The 21,305-nt window shown below is 53.8% G+C and carries 18 protein-coding genes and 6 tRNA genes; 12 read left to right on the plus strand and 12 right to left on the minus strand.

All coding sequences use genetic code 11. The annotated features are described in order from the left end of the window. Positions 1-98: 98 nt before the first annotated feature. On the plus strand, positions 99-1,334 hold the full coding sequence (locus tag AM379_RS01340) for an ion channel protein (protein ID WP_020883101.1): 1,236 nt from the start codon (positions 99-101) through the stop codon (positions 1,332-1,334). Here AM379_RS01340 and ipdC read toward each other — a convergent pair whose 3' ends face one another. Continuing rightward, positions 1,335-2,993: an indolepyruvate decarboxylase gene (gene ipdC / locus AM379_RS01345; RefSeq protein ID WP_106503383.1), complete on the minus strand. Its 1,659-nt coding sequence runs from the start codon at positions 2,991-2,993 to the stop codon at positions 1,335-1,337. A 184-nt stretch (positions 2,994-3,177) separates the two neighbouring features. On the opposite strand from ipdC, the gene mgrA reads away from it, so the two are divergent. Continuing rightward, entirely contained in the window at positions 3,178-4,176 is a 999-nt protein-coding gene (mgrA, locus tag AM379_RS01350) for an L-glyceraldehyde 3-phosphate reductase (RefSeq protein ID WP_050737152.1), read from the plus strand. A gap of 127 nt (positions 4,177-4,303) precedes the next feature. Continuing rightward, positions 4,304-4,651: a DUF2502 domain-containing protein gene (locus AM379_RS01355; RefSeq protein WP_047743015.1), complete on the plus strand. Its 348-nt coding sequence runs from the start codon at positions 4,304-4,306 to the stop codon at positions 4,649-4,651. A gap of 75 nt (positions 4,652-4,726) precedes the next feature. On the opposite strand, the gene AM379_RS01360 is transcribed toward AM379_RS01355, so the two are convergent. After that, entirely contained in the window at positions 4,727-5,965 is a 1,239-nt protein-coding gene (locus AM379_RS01360; RefSeq protein ID WP_020883097.1) for an Nramp family divalent metal transporter, read from the minus strand. A gap of 350 nt (positions 5,966-6,315) precedes the next feature. On the opposite strand from AM379_RS01360, the gene AM379_RS01365 reads away from it, so the two are divergent. Then, the gene (locus tag AM379_RS01365) at positions 6,316-7,503 is read left to right on the plus strand and encodes a NupC/NupG family nucleoside CNT transporter (protein ID WP_014171069.1); all 1,188 of its coding nucleotides are present in this window, start codon (positions 6,316-6,318) and stop codon (positions 7,501-7,503) included. A gap of 44 nt (positions 7,504-7,547) precedes the next feature. Here the strand turns inward: AM379_RS01365 and AM379_RS01370 are convergent, their stop codons facing one another. From AM379_RS01370 to AM379_RS01380, 3 genes are all read right to left on the minus strand, one after another. Further along, positions 7,548-9,737 carry a sensor domain-containing phosphodiesterase gene (locus tag AM379_RS01370; RefSeq protein WP_025203504.1) on the minus strand — a complete coding sequence of 730 codons (2,190 nt, stop codon included), beginning with the start codon at positions 9,735-9,737 and terminating at the stop codon, positions 7,548-7,550. Between the two features lie 214 nt (positions 9,738-9,951). Beyond that, positions 9,952-10,027 (minus strand) — tRNA-Ala (locus AM379_RS01375). A 42-nt stretch (positions 10,028-10,069) separates the two neighbouring features. Then, positions 10,070-10,145 (minus strand) — tRNA-Ala (locus AM379_RS01380). A 217-nt stretch (positions 10,146-10,362) separates the two neighbouring features. Between AM379_RS01380 and AM379_RS01385 the strand changes: the two genes are divergently transcribed. After that, positions 10,363-10,725, plus strand: coding sequence for a YfeC-like transcriptional regulator (locus tag AM379_RS01385; RefSeq protein WP_014171072.1), 363 nt, complete (start codon positions 10,363-10,365; stop codon positions 10,723-10,725). A gap of 1 nt (position 10,726) precedes the next feature. Further along, entirely contained in the window at positions 10,727-11,119 is a 393-nt protein-coding gene (locus AM379_RS01390) for a YfeC-like transcriptional regulator (RefSeq protein WP_042866304.1), read from the plus strand. Positions 11,120-11,163: 44 nt separating this feature from the next. Here the strand turns inward: AM379_RS01390 and gltX are convergent, their stop codons facing one another. Continuing rightward, complete coding sequence (gene gltX, locus AM379_RS01395; protein WP_106503384.1) at positions 11,164-12,579, minus strand: glutamate--tRNA ligase; 1,416 nt, start codon at positions 12,577-12,579, stop codon at positions 11,164-11,166. A 258-nt stretch (positions 12,580-12,837) separates the two neighbouring features. Between gltX and AM379_RS01400 the strand changes: the two genes are divergently transcribed. The 4 genes from AM379_RS01400 to AM379_RS01415 all read left to right on the plus strand — a co-directional run bounded on the left by AM379_RS01400 (position 12,838) and on the right by AM379_RS01415 (position 13,215). Continuing rightward, positions 12,838-12,913 (plus strand) — tRNA-Val (locus tag AM379_RS01400). 41 nt (positions 12,914-12,954) lie between these two features. Then, positions 12,955-13,030, plus strand: a tRNA-Val gene (locus AM379_RS01405). A 29-nt stretch (positions 13,031-13,059) separates the two neighbouring features. Then, positions 13,060-13,135: transfer RNA gene (locus AM379_RS01410), tRNA-Val, on the plus strand. 4 nt (positions 13,136-13,139) lie between these two features. Continuing rightward, positions 13,140-13,215 (plus strand) — tRNA-Lys (locus AM379_RS01415). A gap of 204 nt (positions 13,216-13,419) precedes the next feature. Here the strand turns inward: AM379_RS01415 and AM379_RS01425 are convergent. The 3 genes from AM379_RS01425 to xapA form a co-directional block, all read right to left on the minus strand. Continuing rightward, positions 13,420-14,307 carry a LysR family transcriptional regulator gene (locus AM379_RS01425; RefSeq protein WP_079231810.1) on the minus strand — a complete coding sequence of 296 codons (888 nt, stop codon included), beginning with the start codon at positions 14,305-14,307 and terminating at the stop codon, positions 13,420-13,422. Positions 14,308-14,375: 68 nt separating this feature from the next. Then, positions 14,376-15,632, minus strand: a complete 1,257-nt coding sequence (locus AM379_RS01430) for a nucleoside permease (protein WP_079231808.1) — start codon at positions 15,630-15,632, stop codon at positions 14,376-14,378. 51 nt (positions 15,633-15,683) lie between these two features. Continuing rightward, positions 15,684-16,508 (minus strand): xanthosine phosphorylase, encoded by an 825-nt coding sequence (xapA, locus tag AM379_RS01435; protein WP_014171078.1) that lies wholly within the window; start codon positions 16,506-16,508, stop codon positions 15,684-15,686. Positions 16,509-16,715: 207 nt separating this feature from the next. On the opposite strand from xapA, the gene AM379_RS01440 reads away from it, so the two are divergent. Beyond that, positions 16,716-17,057 carry a FlxA-like family protein gene (locus AM379_RS01440; RefSeq protein WP_020883093.1) on the plus strand — a complete coding sequence of 114 codons (342 nt, stop codon included), beginning with the start codon at positions 16,716-16,718 and terminating at the stop codon, positions 17,055-17,057. Here the strand turns inward: AM379_RS01440 and AM379_RS01445 are convergent. Beyond that, positions 17,054-17,989 (minus strand): LysR family transcriptional regulator, encoded by a 936-nt coding sequence (locus AM379_RS01445; RefSeq protein ID WP_020883092.1) that lies wholly within the window; start codon positions 17,987-17,989, stop codon positions 17,054-17,056. The genes AM379_RS01440 and AM379_RS01445 overlap by 4 nt on opposite strands. A gap of 89 nt (positions 17,990-18,078) precedes the next feature. Between AM379_RS01445 and AM379_RS01450 the strand changes: the two genes are divergently transcribed. Beyond that, positions 18,079-19,074 (plus strand): bile acid:sodium symporter family protein, encoded by a 996-nt coding sequence (locus tag AM379_RS01450; protein ID WP_014171081.1) that lies wholly within the window; start codon positions 18,079-18,081, stop codon positions 19,072-19,074. On the opposite strand, the gene AM379_RS01455 is transcribed toward AM379_RS01450, so the two are convergent. Both AM379_RS01455 and ligA read right to left on the minus strand, forming a co-directional pair. Further along, the gene (locus AM379_RS01455; protein WP_014171082.1) at positions 19,071-19,286 is read right to left on the minus strand and encodes a DUF3820 family protein; all 216 of its coding nucleotides are present in this window, start codon (positions 19,284-19,286) and stop codon (positions 19,071-19,073) included. The genes AM379_RS01450 and AM379_RS01455 overlap by 4 nt on opposite strands. Position 19,287: 1 nt before the next feature. Then, the gene (gene ligA, locus AM379_RS01460; RefSeq protein WP_025203500.1) at positions 19,288-21,303 is read right to left on the minus strand and encodes an NAD-dependent DNA ligase LigA; all 2,016 of its coding nucleotides are present in this window, start codon (positions 21,301-21,303) and stop codon (positions 19,288-19,290) included. Positions 21,304-21,305: the final 2 nt, after the last annotated feature.

Raw genomic sequence — 21,305 nt, forward strand, 5'->3', positions numbered from 1 at the left:
GTCACAGAATAACTTTACCGTTTCAGCACCTTTTGCACTATTGCCATAAAGCTGATTGTGCAAAGTAACGTAATAGCGTTTTGTACAAGGAAATCATCATGCTCCATCCGCGAGCCAGAACCATGCTCTTACTGGCAATACCGGCGCTGATTATTGGCGTTGCCTCAAGTCTGGTGCTCATTGTCGTGATGAAAGTCGCGTCGGTGTTGCAGGCGATGTTATGGACGGCGCTTCCTGCACAACTGGGCGTCAGCGTGGATTCGCCGGGATGGATCATGTTGATGCTGACGCTCACCGGCGTTGCGGTGGGTCTGGTGATCCGCTTTAGCCCAGGGCACGCCGGGCCGGATCCGGCGCTTGAGCCACTGATCGGTGCGCCCGTTCCCCCCTCGGCGCTGCCGGGGCTGATTATCGCGCTGATCCTGGGTCTGGCGGGCGGTGTCAGCCTTGGTCCTGAACACCCCATCATGGCGGTAAACATTGGTATGGCGGTCTTTCTCGGTTCGCGCATTTTACCCCGGGTCGGTGCGCTGGACTGGACCATCCTCGCCTCTGCAGGCACCATCGGGGCGCTTTTCGGCACGCCCGTTGCCGCCGCCCTTATTTTTTCTCAGACGCTTACCAGCAATAACGACGTCCCGCTCTGGGATAAACTCTTTGCGCCGCTGATGGCCGCTGCGGCTGGCGCGCTCACGACCAGTCTGTTTTTCCATCCTCATTTCTCACTCTCTCTGCCCCACTACGGCCAGATGCATATTGCCGATATTTTCAGCGGTGCCATCGTCGTCGCGATCGCCATTGCACTCGGGATGATTGCGGTATGGTGCCTTCCGCGCCTGCACCGTCTGATGCACCGGCTGAAGCACCCGGTGCTGATTCTGGGGGCGGGTGGTCTGATGCTGGGCGTATTAGGGGCTATCGGCGGAACGGTAACGCTGTTTAAAGGCCTTGATGAAATGCAGCAGTTGGCTTTCAGCCAGGTGTTCAGCGTGTCTGATTACCTGCTGTTTGCGCTGGTTAAACTGGCGGCGCTGGTGGTGGCTGCAGCATGTGGGTTCCGCGGTGGGCGTATCTTCCCGGCGGTGTTTATCGGCGTGGCGCTGGGGCTGATGCTGCATGAACATGTGGATGCGGTGCCGGCAGCGATAACGGTCTCTTGCTCAATTCTGGGGCTGGTGCTGGTGGTGACGCGCGATGCGTGGCTGAGCCTGTTTATGGCGGCGGTAGTGGTGCCAGATTCAACGCTCTTCCCCCTGCTCTGTATCGTGATGTTGCCCGCCTGGCTCCTGCTGGCGGGCAAACCGATGATGATGGCCTGGCGAAACGACAAGTAATCAGGCGTTATTACGCGCTTCCAGAGCTTTGGTAAGCGCCCCGAGCAGCGGCGGGATATCCGCTTTCGGGAGCATCACCTCAATCAACGAGAGCCGCTCGTGGTGCGCCACTTTTTCAAGTACGTCCGCCAGCTGTTCCGCTTCACTGACCCGCCAGCACTCAGACTGAGGATCGAGGCTCAACGCCTGCGGAATGTGCGTCCAGTTCCACAAAGCAATGTCGTTATACCGCTGCTCCGCCCCGTGGATAGCCCTCTCAACCGTGTAGCCTTCGTTGTTGAGCACCAGAATAATGGGGTGCTGCTTATCACGCAGCATCGAGCCTAGTTCCTGAATGGTGAGCTGGGCCGCGCCATCCCCCGTCAGCACAATCACGCGTCGGTTCGGGCATGCGGTTTGTGCACCAAACGCCGCCGCCAGCGTGTAACCAATCGAGCCCCACAGCGGCTGGACGATAAAATTCACATCAGCCGGTAAACGCAGATCAATCGCGCCGAAGGCCGATGTTCCCTGGTCGGCAAGGATAATGTCCCCCGGGCGAATAAAGGTTTGCAACGTTCTCCAGAAATTCTCCTGGGTAAGCGAACCGTCCGGCTGCGGGAACGGTATTGCGCCGGATGATGACGACATAAGCCCAGTGTGCACGTGCTGTTTGCAGAGTTCGACCAGCGTCTCAATCGCCTGGTTCATTGGGATGCCGGTAAACCAGACATCCCCGACGCGTGCGGCATGCGGCTGAACTTCAATGGTTTGCGCCGGGGTAAGCTGGTGCGTGAACCCGGCCGTCAGGGTATCGGTAAAACGCGTGCCAACACACAATACCGTGTCAGCCCCTTCAATCGCCTCTTTTACCGCACCGGTGCTGGCTGAACCACTGTATGTACCGTAAAAACCCGCCTGACGCTCGTCGAAAATCCCTTTCCCCATCAGCATGGTGGCGTGCGCCATCGGTACCTCTTTCACCCACTTCTGTAGCGCATGCTTCAGGCCATGGCGCAGAACAAGGAAGTCGGCCAGCAGCGCGGTACGTTTGCTCATCGCCAGTTTGTTCTCAGCAGCATCCCGGAACGCTTTCAGGCAGGCGCTATCGGCATGAGCCTGCTTATGAGTGAGAGCGTTTACAGGCGGCGTGGCGGCTTTTTTTGCCACATCGGCGGGTAACATCAGATAACCGGGGCGGCGTTCCCGAAGCATGGTTGTCAACACACGGTCGATTTCATAACAGGCATTTTGTTCGGTAAGGACCGCCTGTGCGACGGTGATCGGCTCGCTCATATGATAAAAGTGACGGAACTCCCCATCCCCCAACGTATGATGCAGCAACTCTCCCCTTTGCTGTGCCGCCGTACCCGGCGCCCCCACAATATGTAAAACCGGGACATGCTCGGCATAGCTGCCGGCAATGCCATTCATGGCACTTAACTCCCCAACGCCGAATGTGGTCAGCAGCGCGGCAAAGCCCTTACATCGGGCGTATCCGTCAGCGGCATAGGATGCGTTCAGCTCATTGGCACAGCCCACCCAACAAATATCCGGGCTGTCTATTACGTGGTCGAGAAACTGCAGGTTATAGTCGCCCGGCACGCCAAACAGATGATCGGCACCACAATCTGTAAGACGGTCCAGCAGGTAATCGGCGACGCAGTATGGGGTTCGCATAACAGGTGTCCTTCTGACGTTGACCTCACTTTGAGTATTAAAGAAGCGTGATGGCTGTCCAGAATTGGTCGTAAGAAGGGCATGGAAAGAATGCTTTACAAAAAAGGCTGCGCTATGCTCTTTTTTTTCATGTAAATGTAAACGTATACACTGATTTTTCCTTTCAGCGCCAGAGGGCATCAGAATGGGTTACCAGCCGGACAAAAATCGTTATCAGACAATGCAGTATCGCCGCTGCGGGCAAAGCGGACTCAGGTTGCCTGCCATCTCACTCGGGTTGTGGCACAATTTTGGCGACGCCACGCTTGTCGAAAACAGCCGTCAACTTTTACAACGCGCGTTCGATCTGGGTATTACGCATTTCGACCTTGCCAATAATTACGGTCCTCCTCCCGGCTCAGCCGAACGTAACTTCGGTCGCATTTTGCAGGAAGATTTCCTGCCATGGCGCGACGAGCTGATCATCTCGACCAAAGCGGGTTATACCATGTGGGATGGCCCCTACGGCGACTGGGGGTCACGCAAATATCTGGTTGCCAGCCTGGATCAAAGCCTGAAGCGTATGGGGCTGGAATATGTGGATATCTTTTATCATCACCGTCCTGACCCACAAACGCCACTGCTGGAAACCATGAAAGCGCTTGACCATGTGGTGCGCCAGGGAAAAGCCCTTTACGTCGGGTTATCAAATTACCCTGCAGAACAGGCCCGCAAGGCTATCGATATCCTGAACGACCTTGGGACGCCGTGTCTGATCCACCAGCCGAAATATTCGATGTTTGAACGTGCGCCAGAGGAAGGCCTGCTGGACGTGCTGCAGGAAAAAGGCGTCGGCTGCATTCCCTTCTCGCCGCTGGCGGGGGGACAGCTGACTAACCGCTACCTGCACGGTATTCCTGCAGACTCGCGTGCGGCAAGCGGCAGTAAGTTCCTTAACCCCGATCAGATCACCGAAGAGAAGCTGGAGAAGGTTCGTCAACTGAACGCGCTGGCGGAAAGCCGCGGCCAGAAACTGTCACAGATGGCGCTGGCGTGGATTTTACGCCACGAGTCGGTAACGTCAGTGCTGATTGGGGCCAGTAAAACTGCCCAGATTGACGATGCCGTGGCCATGCTGGAAAACCGCCATTTCTCGGCGGAAGAACTGGCAATCATTGATGGGATCCTGAACAGCTCAAAATAAAATCACTTTTAGCAAAAAGTGCTCTCATTCATGAATTAGGAGTTGAGGCGATGAAACGAGCCTTTACCAACTCGTAATATTGCGTTAACAGGCCCCACAAAGGCCCCGATCGTGAAGGAGAAAGAGTATGTTCAGGTCACTGATTCTTGCAGCGGTATTACTGGCTTCGGCCCCGCTGATCGCCACTGCGGGCGAAATCACCCTGTTGCCATCAGTTAAATTACAAATTGGCGATCGTGACGACTACGGCAGATACTGGGACGGTGGCTACTGGCGCGACCGTGATTACTGGAACCGTCACTATGAGTGGCGCGGCGACCGCTGGCGCAGACATGATAATGGCCTGCATCGCGGCTGGTACAAAAACAACGCCTATGAGCGTGGTTACCGTGAAGGCTGGAACGATCGTGACGACCGCCGCGGTGGCTGGGGTCACGGTGGCAGAGGACGCGGTGGTCACGGCCATCATCACTAATGCGTCATCAGTAATGCATCATCAATAATGCAAAAAGGAGCCTCCCGGCTCCTTTTTCTTTGGTTCAACGCGATGCTATAACCCCAGAGCAGTGCCGACCAGGAGCCACAGGTTCAACGACACCACTACCGCCACAATGACCCAGCCGGTTCGTTTCACCAGCGTGCTGTTCACCAGTTCGCCCATCAGGCTTTTGTCACTGGTAAAGATCAGCAGCGGCACCAGTGCAAGCGCGATACCAAAACTTAGCAGTACCTGGCTCATGACCAGAATTCTCGTGGGATCCAGCCCCATCAGAATCACAACAAAGGAGGGCAGCATGGTCACGGAGCGACGAACCCAAAGCGGAATGTGGAAACGGACAAAGCCCTGCATCACCACCTGCCCTGCCAGCGTCCCCACAACCGTTGACGAGAGACCGGCCGCCACCAGGCTCAGCCCGAATATCGTGGCAGCAGCGTGGCTCAGTAACGGCTCCAGCGTAAGGTATGCCTGGTCGAGATCGGCAATACCGGTGTGACCGTTGAAATGGAAAGCGGCAGCAGCGGTCGCCATCATCGCCAGGTTCACAAAACCGGCAATGGTCATGGCGATCGCCACATCCCATTTCGTCGCAGAGTAACGCTCTTTGCGCGTCCCGCCGTGCAGGTGCTGAGTCAGCGAGGAATGCAGGTAAATGACATGCGGCATGATGGTTGCGCCCAGCACCCCGGCGGCCAGGAACACCGCTTCAGAGGTTGGCAGGCTCGGGATAATCATCCCTTTGCTGAGCTGTGCCAGATTCGGCTGAGAGAAAATCAGCTCGACGATATAGGCCGCCGCCACAAACAGCAGCAGCCCGCCGATAACTTTTTCCAGCGGTTTTTGACCGCGACGCTGCAGCATCAGGATCAGGAAAGTGGCAATCCCGGTGAGCACCGCGCCCTGAAGCAGCGAGACGCCTAGGATCAGTTTAAAACCAATCGCGGCCCCGATGAATTCGGCGAGGTCGGTTGCCATGGCGATAATTTCCGCCTGAACCCAGTAAAGCCATACCGCCGGACGCGGATAGTGATCGCGAATTTGTTCAGCCAGGTTTTTGCCCGTGGCAATCCCCAGCTTCGCGGACAGCATCTGGATCAACATGGCCATCAGGTTAGCCCACACGACCACCCAGAGCAGCTTATAGCCGAAGCTGGCCCCGGCCTGAATATTGGTCGCAAAGTTACCTGGATCGATATAGCCGATGGCAGCAATGAACGCAGGTCCCATTAACGCGAACCGCAACTTGCGCGCTGCTCTGCCACTGCTACCCTCTACGCGACTGTTTGTCATTTCTGCCTCTGGAAATATAGCCTTTGCTATGTTTAATGCTATCAAAATGAGAATGATTATCAAGATCATTTAGTGAGTTTATAGTGATTTCTCTGATAGCTTTGAACAATAGACGGGCGGGTAAGGTGGGGCGATCTAACAAAACCTGCAATCGCGCACGCTTTTGTGAAGACTAGCACACAAACTTAACTTTTCACTCATTTACCTAACATAACAAAAATGTATTGTGGATCACTAATTTTGAGACTCGTCACAGGATGTAACTATAGTGTGTCCTTGATCTCGTTTTCTTTTCGCTTGTTACATAGAATGTGCACGAAAATTAAACCTGCCTCATATTTGGAGCAAATATGGACCGCGTCCTTCATTTTGTCCTGGCACTCGTTGTCGTTACTGCGCTTGCGTTACTGGTCAGCCATGACCGTAAAAAAATCCGCATCCGCTTTGTTGTTCAGCTTCTCGTTATTGAAGTTTTGCTCGCGTGGTTCTTCCTGAACTCCAACGTGGGGCTTGGCTTCGTAAAAGGCTTCTCCGAAATGTTCGAAAAACTGCTCGGATTCGCCAACGAAGGGACGAACTTTGTCTTCGGTAAAATGAACGACGAAGGTCTGGCGTTCTTCTTCCTGAAGGTACTGTGCCCTATCGTCTTCATCTCTGCGCTGATCGGTATTCTGCAACACATTCGTGTTCTGCCCGTCGTTATCCGCGCCATTGGTACTGTACTCTCCAAAGTTAACGGCATGGGTAAACTGGAATCGTTCAACGCCGTTAGCTCCCTGATCCTGGGTCAGTCTGAGAACTTCATCGCCTATAAAGACATCCTCGGTAAGATGTCCCGCAACCGCATGTACACCATGGCAGCCACCGCAATGTCTACCGTCTCCATGTCTATCGTGGGTGCGTATATGACGATGCTGGAACCTAAATACGTGGTTGCCGCGCTGGTCTTGAACATGTTCAGTACCTTTATCGTTCTCTCTCTGATCAACCCGTACCGTGTTGACGAAGGCGAAGAGAACCTGCAGATGGCAAATCTGCATGAAGGTCAGAGCTTCTTCGAAATGCTGGGTGAGTACATTCTTGCTGGTTTCAAAGTGGCGATTATCGTTGCGGCGATGCTGATCGGCTTTATTGCCCTGATTTCTGCTCTGAACGCCCTGTTCGCAGCGGTTCTGGGTATCTCCTTCCAGGGCATTCTGGGCTACATCTTCTACCCGGTTGCCTGGGTGATGGGTGTTCCTGCACATGAAGCGCTGCAGGTAGGCAGTATCATGGCGACTAAACTGGTCTCTAACGAATTCGTTGCGATGATGGATCTGCAGAAAATTGCCAGCACGCTCTCGCCACGCGCGGAAGGCATCCTGTCCGTGTTCCTGGTCTCCTTCGCTAACTTCTCTTCCATCGGTATTATCGCCGGTGCGATTAAAGGTCTGAATGAAGAACAGGGTAACGTGGTTTCTCGCTTCGGTCTGAAGCTGGTTTACGGTTCTACGCTGGTGAGCGTACTGTCTGCCTCTATTGCGGCACTGGTACTGTAACACCTGCAGCGAAATAAAAACCGGGAGCTCAGCTCCCGGTTTTTTTATGTCCGTAATTCATTAAGCGGTTTGGGTTTGCCAATCAGGTAACCCTGCAGATAGTCGACCCCGAAGTGAAGCAGCTTCTCCCGCTGTTCCGGCGTTTCAACATATTCGGCCACCACACTCAGCGATTTCGTCTTCGCCAGGTTGCAAATCGACTGCACGATCATCGCATCCATATCGTCGGTACAGATATCTTTCACAAAGCACCCGTCAATTTTGATGATGTCCGCCTGCAAACGTCTGAGACGTTCGTAGTTGGCATATCCGGTGCCGAAATCATCAATCGCGATCCGGAAACCGCAGTCCCGCAACTGCTGAATGTTTTTGATACTGCTGCCCGAATTAGAGAAAGCCTGCTCTTCGGTGATCTCAATCACCACCGCCTGTGGTGCAACCCCATAGCGTTCAAAGAGCGAGCAAATCTCGATGGCCACCTCTTTTTGCATCAACGTTAGGGGCATCAGATTGACAGAAAAACGCACTCCGGCATGCGTCGCTGGATGATCGCGCAGCCACACCAGTAATTTTTCCATCACGCACATGTCGAAGCGGTGGCTCAGGTTAAACTGGGCTATCAGGGGTATAAAGCGGTCTGGGGTGATGATCTCGCCCTCGCTTTCCATGCGCGTCAGTATTTCGTAATACCCGCTACCATCTGCCTTCTGGATTGGCTGAGCGTATAAATGAAACTGTCCGGCATCCAAAGCATGTTTAATACGTGCTAACATCAAAACCCGCTCGGTTGTTTGTCCTGATGCCACCTCGAGGCTATTGGTGAGCGCCAGTACATTATGCGCTCCGCAAGATTGCTCAGCCAGCCAGCTGAGCTGCCCCAGCGTATGGTGTAACTTCTCACCGTTCTCAACCATTCCCCAGGAAGCGCCAAATTCAATATCCAGCCCGGTGTTGTTCCAGACAATCTTACGGCTGTTCAGCTGATCGACCATATGCTGGAGGCGCTCAGCGGTTCCCGGCCCCAGCAATACCAGCACCAGTTCGCTGCCCGGGAGCTGGAAAAGCCGCTCATCTTTTTGCAAAAATGGCTGCAGCGAGGTGGTCACCATCCGTTTGCAATGCACCCGCATAAGAATGCCGTAGTGACGACTCAAGAACTCGAGGTTGTCCATTCGCAGACAGCACACTTTGGCATCAGGGTGATCCTGCAAAAAATCTTCCAGTGCACGAATGTTCGGTAAACCGGTCAGCGGATCGGTTAGCGCCCTGTCCTGCCAGTCCTGCTTCAGCCACTCGCTGCGCTGATAAATCCGCGACATGTAGAGCAAACAGATGGCGAAAGAGATAAGGACAGACAAAATAAAGGAGAGCGAATGGCCTGACTCCACACCATTGAGGAAATTATAGTTATAGGTCAACAGCAGAAGTGCGGATGCCGCCCAGAAAAGAGAAATGAGCGCGTAGCTCAGGCGACTGATCCCTAACGTAAAGAGAATAAAAATCACTGGCATTAAATAGCCCGCAATAATAGGTGACTCAAAAGGAGCACATAAAATTGCGAGGATAACGATTAAAAGCATCAGCCAGACTAATATATATAGCGATTTCTTTTGAAAAAACACGGGCTTCACACTGCGTCGCCAGAAGGTGATGGCATAACGTGGATTAATTATCATTCTTAACGGGTAATAGAACATCATGGTAAATATCAACGCCGCGCAGATCAGACTTTGTATATCGACTACGTTATAAATTGCGGTACCTTCACCGAAGAAGGTTGAGATAGTAACCGGGAAATGGAACAAATAACCTGCCAGGTACATCGACACTTTTATGCCTATCGGTACCATAAAGCCGAGCCAAAATATCCGTAACCCAATATGCTTGTTCGGCACGCAGTAGCGCCAGCGCTTGCCCAGTATGATCCTGAGGATGCCGCACCCCGCAAACACCGAGAAGGTCTGACAGAACAATAAAACTGAATATTGTAGCGGTGCTAAATCAATGCTGAATATATTAGTGATAGTAAAACTTAACAGAACAGGAATAACCGCCCGACGCCCAAATACCAGAATAACCGCCAGCATTACGCTTAAAGGCAGCCATGCTAAATATACGTCATGACCATTAACAACAGCGCGCGGAGAGATATAACGGGAGAATGGCACCGCAACCAGGCAAAGCGCCAGGGCAGTTATAAATATCTTTACATTATTGTAAGTTTTTCTATTCATTAAGTTAGATAATCTATTTTCCATTCGTATCATTGCCCGGATGGATAATAGGTTTATTAATTGCGCGAATCAAGTTGAAGTCTATTTATAGACCGCTTTATTGATTTTGATTGAGGTGAGGTACAAAAATACCTCTATTTCAGCAACAAATTAGGGTGAAGAGTTTTACAAAAGCATAAAAAAAACCCCCGTCTTTCGACGAGGGTTCAAATTTTGGTGGAGCTAAGCGGGATCGAACCGCTGACCTCTTGCATGCCATGCAAGCGCTCTCCCAGCTGAGCTATAGCCCCACATGTTGACTTTACTGACCGCACTCTGTTGGGTTCAGAGTGTGGTGGAGCTAAGCGGGATCGAACCGCTGACCTCTTGCATGCCATGCAAGCGCTCTCCCAGCTGAGCTATAGCCCCATCGTAAAGCTGTCATGTTGACGGGCGGCATAATATGAATTCCGCTGCGGAGTGTCAACGGCAAAATCAATGACGGCGGTTCAATCGCCGAAAAATCATGCAAATGAATCACTTTGCGAGTCTGCTCGCAGTCATGAGTTAAGCCTGTCACATTTTCCTCTAAAACGGTGCTATAAAATGAGCCGTTAATTAACCCCACGAATATTCAGGAAATTGCATGATCAAGGAACGAATGACGCCAGAAGAGTTAGCCCTGCTCACTGGCTATAGCCGCCAGACCATCAATAAATGGGTACGCAAAGAGGGTTGGATTACATCGCCAAAACCAGGAGTCCAGGGCGGCAAAGCGCGTCTGGTGCACGTTAATGAAAAAGTGCGTGAGTTTATCCGCAGCGCGCGCCGGGCAAGTGAAACGTCTGAGATACCAGAAAGTGCCAGCCATGATGGCTCGCTTCACTCTCTGCTCCTGACGCTGGCAAATGAAATGACGCCGGAAGAGCAAAGGCAGATGACATCACTGTTACTGCGGGAAGGGATTACCGGATTGTTGCAACGTTTAGGGATACGCGATCAGAACTGATATGAAAAGATTCCGTAGCAAAATGACCACCGAAGAGCTGGCAGAAAATTTGGGTGTTGCACGGCAAACGGTGAACCGCTGGATACGCCAGCAGGGATGGAAAACCGAGGGCGTCAATGGGGTGAAAGGCGGACGTGCACGGCTGATTCACATTGATGCCCGCGTGAAGGAGCACATCATGAGCCTCCCGGCTGTCCGTAACCGTCAGGCGGTGTACCATCTGGCGGAGGTGACATCGTTGTACAGTGAACCCTCCTCTACTTTGCGTCCTGGGATCATCGAGACGCTGGAGAATATGACGCACCTTGAGCAGGAGCGTCTGGATGCCTTACTAAAGCGTGAAGGGATACGCGGCTTTCTTGCACGTCTCGGCATTGCTGAATTTAATGCATAAAAAAACGGCAGGTTTCCCTGCCGTTTTTCATGGTTCAGGCGTTATTACTGCTGACTTTCGCGCTCAGTAATAAAATCCAGCGCCTTGTTAATGCGCGCTACGCTGCGTGATTTACCAATGGCATGAACGGTAACATCGAGTGCCGGAGACTGACCCGCACCGGTGACTGCCACACGCAGTGGCATACCCACTTTGCCCATACCAACTTCCAGCTCATCTGCCGTCGCCTGAATGGCATGATGCACATTCTCGGCAGTCCAGTCAGTCATCGCCGCCAGTTTGTCACGCACCACTTCGAGTGGCTGACGCGCAACCGGACGCAGGTGCTTCTTCGCCGCGTCCGCGTCGAACTCGTCAAACTCTTCATAGAAGTAGCGGCAGCTTTCAGCGATCTCTTTCAGCGTTTTGCAACGCTCGCCGAGCAGTTTCACCAGTTCCGCCAGTTCAGGGCCAGTACGAGTATCAATATTTGCCTGCTCGATGTGCCACTGCAGGTATGTCGCCACATATTCCGGCTGCATGGTATTGATGTAGTGGTGGTTCAGCCAGAGCAGCTTATCAGTGTTAAACGCGCTCGCAGATTTGCTCACCGCGCCCAGAGAGAACAGATTGATCATCTCTTCACGGCTAAAGATCTCCTGATCGCCGCTCGACCAGCCCAGACGCACCAGATAGTTCAGAAGCGCTTCCGGCAGATAGCCGTCGTCGCGATACTGCATGACGCTGACTGCACCGTGGCGTTTAGACAGTTTTTTGCCGTCGTCGCCGTTGATCATGGACACGTGCGCATAGACCGGAACAGGGGCGTTCAGCGCTTTCAGGATGTTGATTTGACGTGGGGTGTTGTTGATATGGTCTTCGCCACGGATAACATGCGTGATTTCCATATCCCAGTCGTCAACCACAACGCAGAAGTTATAGGTTGGGGAACCGTCGGTGCGGCGGATGATCAGATCGTCCAGCTCCTGGTTGCTGAATTCGATCGGGCCCCGGATCTGGTCGTCAAAAATTACCGAGCCGTCCTGCGGGTTAGCAAAACGCACCACGCACGGTTCATCAGCAGCATGCTCGCTATGGTCATGGCGGCAGCGGCCGTCATAACGCGGTTTTTCACCCTTCGCCATCTGATCTTCACGCAGCGCATCAAGGCGTTCTTTGGAGCAATAGCATTTATACGCTGTACCCGCGACCAGCATCTCATCAATCACGGCGTTGTAGCGGTCAAAACGTTTGGTCTGGAAATACGGGCCTTCGTCCCACTCCAGATTGAGCCAGTTCATACCATCCATAATGGCTTCAATTGCTTCCGGCGTGGAGCGCTCGAGATCGGTGTCTTCAATACGCAGTACGAACTCACCTTTGTTGTGGCGTGCAAAAAGCCAGGAATAGAGAGCGGTACGTGCACCACCGACGTGCAGATAGCCTGTCGGGCTCGGCGCGAAGCGAGTTTTGATTTTCATGAAATGGCCTTACGTTATAAAGATGCCGGCAATCGGCAAATCCTGGGAAAAAAACAATGGGCAATATTCTATCACTGTGGGGGGATTCCTCAATGTTGATCCCTTTATCGTGAGGGAGTTTGCGATTTTTGTTTAGAAATCATGCGTCATCGTCCGTTTCGCGATCGTTTTGTTTAATTTTACGACGAACGAATAAAAACTTTAGAAAATGCGTTGACTCATTTTCAACTCTCCCTATAATGCGACTCCACACAGCGGGGGTGATTAGCTCAGTTGGTAGAGCATCTCCTTTACACGGAGGGGGTCGGCGGTTCGAGCCCGTCATCACCCACCATCTACTTAAGTAGACTCGCAGTGTAGATAAGTATTGAGATTGGGCGATTAGCTCAGTTGGTAGAGCATCTCCTTTACACGGAGGGGGTCGGCGGTTCGAGCCCGTCATCGCCCACCATTCTCACCTTATCGCAGCAGTTCCGAAATGGGCGATTAGCTCAGTTGGTAGAGCATCTCCTTTACACGGAGGGGGTCGGCGGTTCGAGCCCGTCATCGCCCACCATTTCGGGTCGTTAGCTCAGTTGGTAGAGCAGTTGACTTTTAATCAATTGGTCGCAGGTTCGAATCCTGCACGACCCACCAATGTAAAAAAGCGCCCTAAAGGCGCTTTTTTGCTATCTGCGGTATGGATGATTCGAACCTGCAGCAGGTCCGAGCCGAACGCAGTGAGGCAACAGAGCCGTTTACGGCGACGGCCCGAAGGGCGAGCGAAGCGAGTCATCCTGCACGCCCCACCAATGCAAAAAAGCGCCCTAAAGGCGCTTTTTTGCTATCTGCGGTATAACATCACTCTTCCGTCAACGTTGCTATCAACGACTTAATCGCCGGTGTCGCCTGCTTCTCGTCATACACCACATACAAATCTGCCGGTATACGTACCTGTAATGGACGAAATACCACACCGGGCCACTGCATTTGCGCATAGCTGTCAGCAGCTAACGTAATCCCCATTCCCATGCTGATCATTGCCAGCACCGTCTGTGGTTCATCGGCTTCACGCACTATCATCGGTGAAAAACCGGCCTGCTGACACACTCGCTGTAAGAACGACCAGTCAGAATGCGCAGACGGCATAGTGACAAAGTACTCATTCTGCAGTTCGGTGAGCGCAATTGCGCTTTCCCCCACCAGCCGGTGATCCTCCGGCAGCGCAACCAGAAATGCCGCATCCCGTAAGCGGATACTGGTAAACCCTGCGGTGGGCTCGATAGCCATTCGCCAGATCCCGACATCCAGCTCCCGACGCTCCAGCAGCGCCATTTGCATTACCGGTGACTTTTCGCGAAAGATGACATCAACGTTCGGATGCTCTTTCAAAAATGTGCGCATGACCGTACGCACTTCGCTCCACATGGCGGTACCGACAATGCCCAGTGCAATCCGCCCCGCCTCACCCCGTCCAATTTGTTCGACCCGCGCCAGTGCCTGGTTTGCGCTGGCAAGCAGTCGACGGGACTCTTCCATCAATACTTTACCCGCATGGGTCAAGGCGACGCTTCGTGAGTGGCGAATAAACAGTAAGGTACCGAGCTGACTTTCCAGCTCTTTTATATGCAGGCTCAACGGCGGCTGCGACATATTGAGACGGGCCGCAGCCCGTCCAAAATGAAGTTCCTCAGCGACGGCCAGAAAATAGCGCAGCAGCTTAAGGTCGGTTCGGTAGACGCGTTCCATCAACACATATCCTGGCGATAACACTTATGCTCCCACCTTAAAGCCTTTCACCGCCAGCCGGGAAAACTTTAATGCGCAACTGTGCGCAACTCGCTGTTTTTACTGGTGTGGCGATAGTTAAAGCTGAAATAAAACACCACGGCGAGCACCAACGCATACGCCGCAAATACCAGCCAGATGGTCTGCCAGTCTTTCACCCCGTCCACGGAGAAATAATCTACCGCCGCGCCGCTCAATACCGATCCGAAATAAGCACCGATACCGTTAACGGTCGTCATAAACAGCCCTTGCGCGCTGGCGCGGATATCAGCGCTTACCTCCTGTTCGACAAACACCGAGCCGGAGATGTTGAAGAAGTCGAACGCGCAACCATAGACCAGCATTGACAGCATCAACAGCCCGACGCCTGTCGCGGAAGGATCGCCATACGCAAAGAGTCCAAACCGCAGCATCCAGGCCACCATGCTCATCAGCATCACGGTTTTTATGCCAAAACGTCGGAGGAAGAAAGGAATGGTCAGGATGAACAGCACCTCTGACATCTGCGAGACGGAGAGCAAAATAGAAGGATATTTCACGATAAAGCTTTCCGCATACGCCGGATTACGCGCAAAATCATGCAGAAAGGGGCTACCGAAAGTATTGGTGATTTGCAGCACGGCGCCCAGCAGCATCGCAAACAAAAAGAACACCGCCATTCGGGGCTGTTTAAACAGAACGAACGCATTCAGGCCAAGTTTACTTGCCAGCGTCGATGAGGTTTTATTCTTCGCCACCGGAATGGCTGGTAACGTCAGTGAATAGATTGCCAGCACCAGCGACGCGGCAGCAGCAATGTAGAGCTGAATGTTAGTTAACTCTGCCCCCATCAGGCTTATGGCCCACATCGCCACAATGAAGCCTACCGTGCCATAGACCCGCACCGTTGGAAAATGGGTCACCGTGTCCAGCCCTGCCTGCTCAAGACAGGAGTAGGAAATGGTATTCGATAGCGCAATGGTCGGCATAAAGGCCATGGCATTAACCAGCATGACCCAGAACATCAGCCCCGGTTCATTGACCTGCGCGGCATAGCAAAGCGCAACGGCACAGACGAGATGGCAAATCACATATGCACGATCTGCCCGCAGCCACTTATCGGCAATAATGCCCACCAGCGAGGGCATCACGATCGCGGCAAGCCCCTTCGAGCTGTAGACCATACCCACGTCAGAGCCGGAAAAACCTAGGGTGTTAATCATGTAAGCGCCGAGAGTAACGAGCCAGCTTCCCCAGATAAAATATTGCATAAAGGACATCATCTTTAAGCGCGTCGTGATGTTCATACCCGATTCCTTATAGCAGAGTGGCCCTCACGGGCCACGGTGTTGTTTCGCTCAGGCAAGCTGGCGCAGAAAACCGCAGATAAGATCGATGAAGTTCTGGCGAGAGAGTTCGGCGGCGGCAAGCGTTTGTTCATGCGACAGTTTTACATCGCTCAGACCTTCAGCAAGGTTGGTTATGGCCGAAACGGCGACCACCTTCAGGCCACAGTGGCGCGCCGAGATCACTTCCGGCACCACTGACATTCCCACCACATCTCCGCCGATGATCTGCATCATGCGGATCTCAGCCGCAGTTTCGAAGTTAGGGCCTGGATAAGAGACAAACACCCCCTCATGCAATGGAAAGCCCTTCTCGCTCGCCACGGTCTGCAGCAGGGCACGGCAATCTGCATCATAAGCATTGGCCAGCGAGAAAAAACGGTCGCCAAAACGGTCATCGTTCAGCCCGACCATCGGGGTACCCGGCAGGGTGTTGATGTGGTCGCTGAGGGCAACCAGGCTTCCCGGTTCAACCTCCGGACGTAATGAACCGGCGGCATTGGTACTGAACAGCAGTTCGCAGCCCAGCAGTTTGAAGGTGCGGATTGCATCGGTCATGACGGCGATGCCGCGGCCCTCATAGAAGTGACCGCGCCCTTTCATGCAGGCGACCGGAACACCGGCAAGATGCCCCAACACCAGCTCACCGGCGTGACCGTGAACGGTGCTCACCGGGAAGCCCGGCAGTTTTTCATAGCTCAGTACCACAGCATCAACAATCTGCTCGGCGAGCGCGCCAAGACCTGAGCCGAGAATAAACGCAACCCGCGGAGTGAAATCAGGTTTAGCGGCACGAATGATGTCGGCAGAGAACCAGGGATTATTCGAGAGGGTCATAAAAGCTCCTTGATAATTAAGATCGCGATATCACCGATCGCATGACCTTAGTCTTATATCTGGAGCCTGCGGGTTACCTCCAATACACTTTCTCTGCACCATCAATACTGATTTGGTATCAATACCTTTCCCTGCCAGATATGGCAGTTTTGCTCAAGCTAATTGCGTTGGCGCCGATACCTCTGTTTTACAGCGAGAGGAAAAAGTATGACGACCATTCAGGCTACAACCCAGCCCATTCAAACCAGCGGTGGCGGGAGTCGTTCTTCCGGCGGCAACGATATCGCTGCCCAGATCAGCCGTATCACTGACAAGATAACCAAGCTGACTCAACAGTTAAAAGAGGTTGCGAACGGTTCCGGCAGTGCGGAAGAGAAGAAGAAACAGCAGGAGCTTATCCAGGTGCAAATCAAAGTGCTGCAGGCACAGCTCGCACAGCTGCAGCGCCAGCAGGCGGAAGAAGCCCAGAAGAAACAAGAGCAAAGTCTGGTCAACGTGGAAGGTCCGAAGAACGCATCAGACAATCATCAAATAGACATCTACGTCTAACGCTCTGTTGAGTTAAACAGTGGATCGCGTATACGGGCCTCGGTTAATCGTTGCGCCTGGATACGCACCACTTCCCAGATAGCCTGCGCAGCCCCGGAGAGCGAACGGTTTTTTCGCCGTACCAGCATCAGTTTTCGCTCAATAGCAGGCGTCAGTCGCTTCACGACCAGACGGCTTCCCTGCGGCAAAGGGAGCGCCAGGGCGGGTAATACACTGATCCCTATGCCGGCCTCCACCATGGGAAACAGCGTTGCCGGGTGTCCAATCTCCTGCACAATGGTCGCCTTAACGCCCTGCGTCACCAGCGCAGAATCAATCAGCGGACGGCTGCCTGAGGCATAATCCTGTAATACCAGGTTCGCTCCCTGCAACGCCTGCCAGAGAACAGACGGCTGCGCGGCTAGCGGATCGTCGTCCCGGCAAAGCAACAGAAACGGCTCAGAAAGCACAATTTCACACTCCAGGTCACTCACCTGACCGGGATCGATAACAATACCAAAATCCACATCGCCCTGACGGATGCTCTCCAGCACCCACTGCTGCGGCCTGTCATGCAAAACAAAATCGATATCCGGATAGCGATGATTACCCTCCGCAATACACTGCGGGATAAGGTGCGCGGATATCGTCTGGCTGGCCGCAACCCGCACGGTACCCGACAGCTGCTGCCCCAGTCGACCTACATCTCTGAGCGTACTGTTGAGTTCGTCCAGCAGCCGTTCAAGGCGCTGAGCCAGCTGCTGTCCGGCTTCCGTGAGCACGACTTCACGCGTGGTGCGATCAAGCAACCGGACACCCGTCTGGCTCTCCAGCTCTTTCACGCTGTGGCTTACCGCGGACTGGCTCAGGCCGATGATCTCCCCTGCCCGACTGAAGCTGCGGGCATGGGCTACGGTGACGAAGATGCGAAGCTGGCGTAAGGAATAATTCATCTGTTTAATTCATGAATGGATGCAATAAATCAATTTTATTTCTCAAACGGAAAAAAGCACAATAGCGATATCTGTTTTCAGGAGTCATTATGAAACTATTTCGTATTCTTGATCCGTTTACGCTTACTCTGGTTGTCACGGTATTACTGGCCTCCTTCTTCCCCGCGCGGGGCGGGTTCGTTCCTTTTTTTGAAGGACTGACGACCGCGGCCATCGCGCTGTTGTTCTTTATGCACGGCGCAAAGCTCTCGCGCGAAGCCATTATTGCGGGGGGGAGCCACTGGCGACTGCACCTGTGGGTGATGTGCAGCACGTTCATCCTCTTCCCTGTACTCGGCGTGCTGTTCGCATGGTGGGCGCCGGTGAATGTCGACCCGGCCCTTTATACCGGCTTCCTGTATCTGTGCATTCTGCCGGCCACCGTGCAGTCCGCTATCGCGTTTACCTCTCTGGCGGGCGGTAACGTCGCAGCCGCAGTCTGTTCAGCGTCGGCATCCAGCCTGTTAGGGATTTTCGTTTCGCCGCTGCTGGTGGGTCTGCTGATGAACATGCACGGCGCGGAAGGTAACCTGGAACAGGTAGGTAAAATCTGTCTGCAGCTGCTGTTGCCGTTTGTGCTGGGTCATCTCTCTCGTCCGTGGACGGGCGCGTTTGTTGCAAAGCACAAAAAATGGATCTCAAAAACCGACCAGTCGTCGATTCTGCTGGTGGTCTATTCGGCCTTCAGTGAAGCGGTTGTGAATGGCATCTGGCATAAGGTGGGCGCAGGCTCGCTGCTGTTTATCGTGGTGGTCAGCCTTGTTCTGCTGGCGATTGTGATTGGCGTAAACGTCTTTGTGGCCCGCAAGTGCGGCTTCAACAAAGCCGATGAAATTACCATTGTCTTCTGTGGCTCGAAGAAGAGCCTGGCGAACGGCATTCCTATGGCAAACATTCTCTTCCCGACCTCAATGATAGGGATGATGGTACTGCCACTGATGATTTTCCATCAGATCCAGCTGATGGTCTGCGCGGTGCTGGCGCGTCGTTACAAACGCCAGACGGAAAAACAGGCGCAGGAAGAGACCCGCGCCGCGAAAGCTTAAGGACGTTTCAGGGGCTGAACCAACTGCGTCAGCCCCTCGGTTTTAATCAGTAACGTGATAGCCATCAGCTCACCCAGTCGTCCAGCCGGGAACCCATCTTTGCGGGCAAACCACAGCAAATAATCTTCCGGTAAATCAATCAGCCTGCGGCCTTTATATTTACCGAATGGCATCTCCGTGTTGGCGATCTCAACGAGCTGCTCTTTCTCCACGTTACTCTCCTAACAGGCGCATCATTTCCGCTTCGTCGATAACCTCAATGCCCAGCTCCTGAGCTTTAGCAAGCTTCGAACCGGCGGCTTCCCCGGCAATAACCAGGTCGGTTTTCTTCGACACGCTGCCTGCCACTTTTGCGCCCAGCGCAACCAGTCGCGCTTTAGCATCATCACGTGAAAGCTGGCTCAGGCTGCCGGTCAGCACGACCGTTTTGCCGGCAAACGGGCTGTCGATCTCGTCAGCGTTGACCACGACCGGAGCCGGCCATCTGATGCCCTCTTCCAGCAGCTTGCCGATCACCTCGCGGTTGCTCTCTTCGGCAAAGAAGTTAAAGACATGCGTCGCGACGACAATCCCCACGTCCGGGACTCTCTGCAGCTCGTCAATACTCGCTTTTTCCAGAGCTTCCAGCGTACCGAAATACGCCGCCAGCCCCGCCGCTGTGGCTTCGCCCACTTCGCGAATACCGAGCGCATAAAGGAATCGGGCAAAGGTTGTCTCTTTGGCAGCATCCAGGGCATTAACCACATTCTGGGCCGACTTCGGTCCCATGCGATCAAGACCCGTGAGTTTACCCGCGGTCAGTTTGAAGAGATCTGCAGGCGTATGAACATATTCTTTCTCTACCAGCTGATCGATAATTTTGTCGCCCATTCCGTCGACGTCCATCGCCCGACGGGAAACGAAGTGCTTCAGTGACTCTTTACGTTGTGCCCCGCAGATTAAGCCGCCCGTACAGCGAGCCACCGCTTCACCTTCAACGCGCTCAACGTCAGATCCACATACCGGGCAATGCGTCGGGAACACGATGGCGCGCGTATCGTCAGGACGCTCTGACTCAACCACGTTCACCACCTGCGGGATAACATCGCCCGCGCGACGAATCACCACTTTGTCACCAATGCGCAGGCCGAGACGTTCAATTTCATCGGCGTTATGCAGCGTGGCGTTACTCACCAGCACGCCGGCAACCTGCACCGGCTCCAGACGGGCAACCGGGGTAATCGCGCCCGTACGGCCCACCTGGAACTCCACGTCACGGACAAAGGTCATCTGCTCCTGCGCCGGGAATTTAAACGCCACTGCCCAGCGTGGCGCGCGCGCCACAAAGCCTAACTGCTCCTGCAGCGCAAGTGAGTTAACCTTGATAACCACGCCATCAATATCAAAACCAAGCGTCGGGCGGTCTTCTTCCACTTTGTGGTAGAACGCCAGCACGGCTTCCGGGGAGTCGCACAGCTGAACACGGTTACTCACCGGCAGGCCCCACGCTTTAAACTGCAATAAACGTCCGAGATGGGTATCCGGCAGTTCACCGCCTTCCAGAATCCCAACGCCATAGCAGAAGAAAGTAAGCGGTCGCTTCGCAGTGATACGGGGATCAAGCTGGCGCAGGGAGCCTGCCGCCGCATTACGCGGGTTAGCAAACACTTTCCCGCCGGTACGGCGCGCCTCTTCGTTGATTTTCTCAAAGCCCGCCTGCGGGAGGAATACCTCACCGCGCACTTCCAGACGGGCTGGAATATTATCCCCTTGCAGCTTCAGCGGGATCGCACGGATGGTGCGTACGTTGGTGGTAATGTCTTCACCCGTCGTACCATCACCCCGCGTCGCGGCACGCACCAGCACACCGTTTTCATAGAGAAGGCTGACCGCCAGACCATCCAGCTTCAACTCGCAGCACCAGGTCAGGGAGTCGCTGCTTTTGAGGCGATCCTGCACGCGCTTGTTAAACGCGAGGAAGCTCTCTTCATCAAAGACGTTGTCCAGAGACAACATTGGCACTTCATGACGTACCTGACTGAAAGCACCCAGCGGCTCCGCGCCCACGCGCTGCGTGGGTGAGTCGGGCGTAATCAATTCCGGGTGCTGCGCCTCTAGCTCGCGCAGCTCGCGCATCAGACGGTCATACTCCGCATCCGGCACTTCCGGCGCGTCCATAACATGATAGAGGTATTCATGATGGCGAAGCGTGGTTCGCAGTTCAGTGAGTTGTTGTTCGATTGAGTCCATAT

It is taken from the genome of Enterobacter cloacae complex sp. FDA-CDC-AR_0132 (assembly GCF_003010695.1).
Classification (GTDB): domain Bacteria; phylum Pseudomonadota; class Gammaproteobacteria; order Enterobacterales; family Enterobacteriaceae; genus Enterobacter; species Enterobacter ludwigii.

Coding starts and splice junctions, on each gene's coding strand:
- AM379_RS01430 (WP_079231808.1), bottom strand. CDS start 15,632: ATGAACATCACGACGCGCTTAAAGATGATGTCCTTTATGCAATATTTT.
- AM379_RS01440 (WP_020883093.1), top strand. CDS start 16,716: ATGACGACCATTCAGGCTACAACCCAGCCCATTCAAACCAGCGGTGGC.
- AM379_RS01355 (WP_047743015.1), top strand. CDS start 4,304: ATGTTCAGGTCACTGATTCTTGCAGCGGTATTACTGGCTTCGGCCCCG.
- AM379_RS01390 (WP_042866304.1), top strand. CDS start 10,727: ATGAAAAGATTCCGTAGCAAAATGACCACCGAAGAGCTGGCAGAAAAT.
- xapA (WP_014171078.1), bottom strand. CDS start 16,508: ATGACCCTCTCGAATAATCCCTGGTTCTCTGCCGACATCATTCGTGCC.
- AM379_RS01340 (WP_020883101.1), top strand. CDS start 99: ATGCTCCATCCGCGAGCCAGAACCATGCTCTTACTGGCAATACCGGCG.
- AM379_RS01370 (WP_025203504.1), bottom strand. CDS start 9,737: ATGAATAGAAAAACTTACAATAATGTAAAGATATTTATAACTGCCCTG.
- AM379_RS01425 (WP_079231810.1), bottom strand. CDS start 14,307: ATGGAACGCGTCTACCGAACCGACCTTAAGCTGCTGCGCTATTTTCTG.
- AM379_RS01385 (WP_014171072.1), top strand. CDS start 10,363: ATGATCAAGGAACGAATGACGCCAGAAGAGTTAGCCCTGCTCACTGGC.
- mgrA (WP_050737152.1), top strand. CDS start 3,178: ATGGGTTACCAGCCGGACAAAAATCGTTATCAGACAATGCAGTATCGC.
- AM379_RS01365 (WP_014171069.1), top strand. CDS start 6,316: ATGGACCGCGTCCTTCATTTTGTCCTGGCACTCGTTGTCGTTACTGCG.
- ligA (WP_025203500.1), bottom strand. CDS start 21,303: ATGGACTCAATCGAACAACAACTCACTGAACTGCGAACCACGCTTCGC.
- AM379_RS01450 (WP_014171081.1), top strand. CDS start 18,079: ATGAAACTATTTCGTATTCTTGATCCGTTTACGCTTACTCTGGTTGTC.
- AM379_RS01360 (WP_020883097.1), bottom strand. CDS start 5,965: ATGACAAACAGTCGCGTAGAGGGTAGCAGTGGCAGAGCAGCGCGCAAG.
- gltX (WP_106503384.1), bottom strand. CDS start 12,579: ATGAAAATCAAAACTCGCTTCGCGCCGAGCCCGACAGGCTATCTGCAC.
- AM379_RS01445 (WP_020883092.1), bottom strand. CDS start 17,989: ATGAATTATTCCTTACGCCAGCTTCGCATCTTCGTCACCGTAGCCCAT.
- ipdC (WP_106503383.1), bottom strand. CDS start 2,993: ATGCGAACCCCATACTGCGTCGCCGATTACCTGCTGGACCGTCTTACA.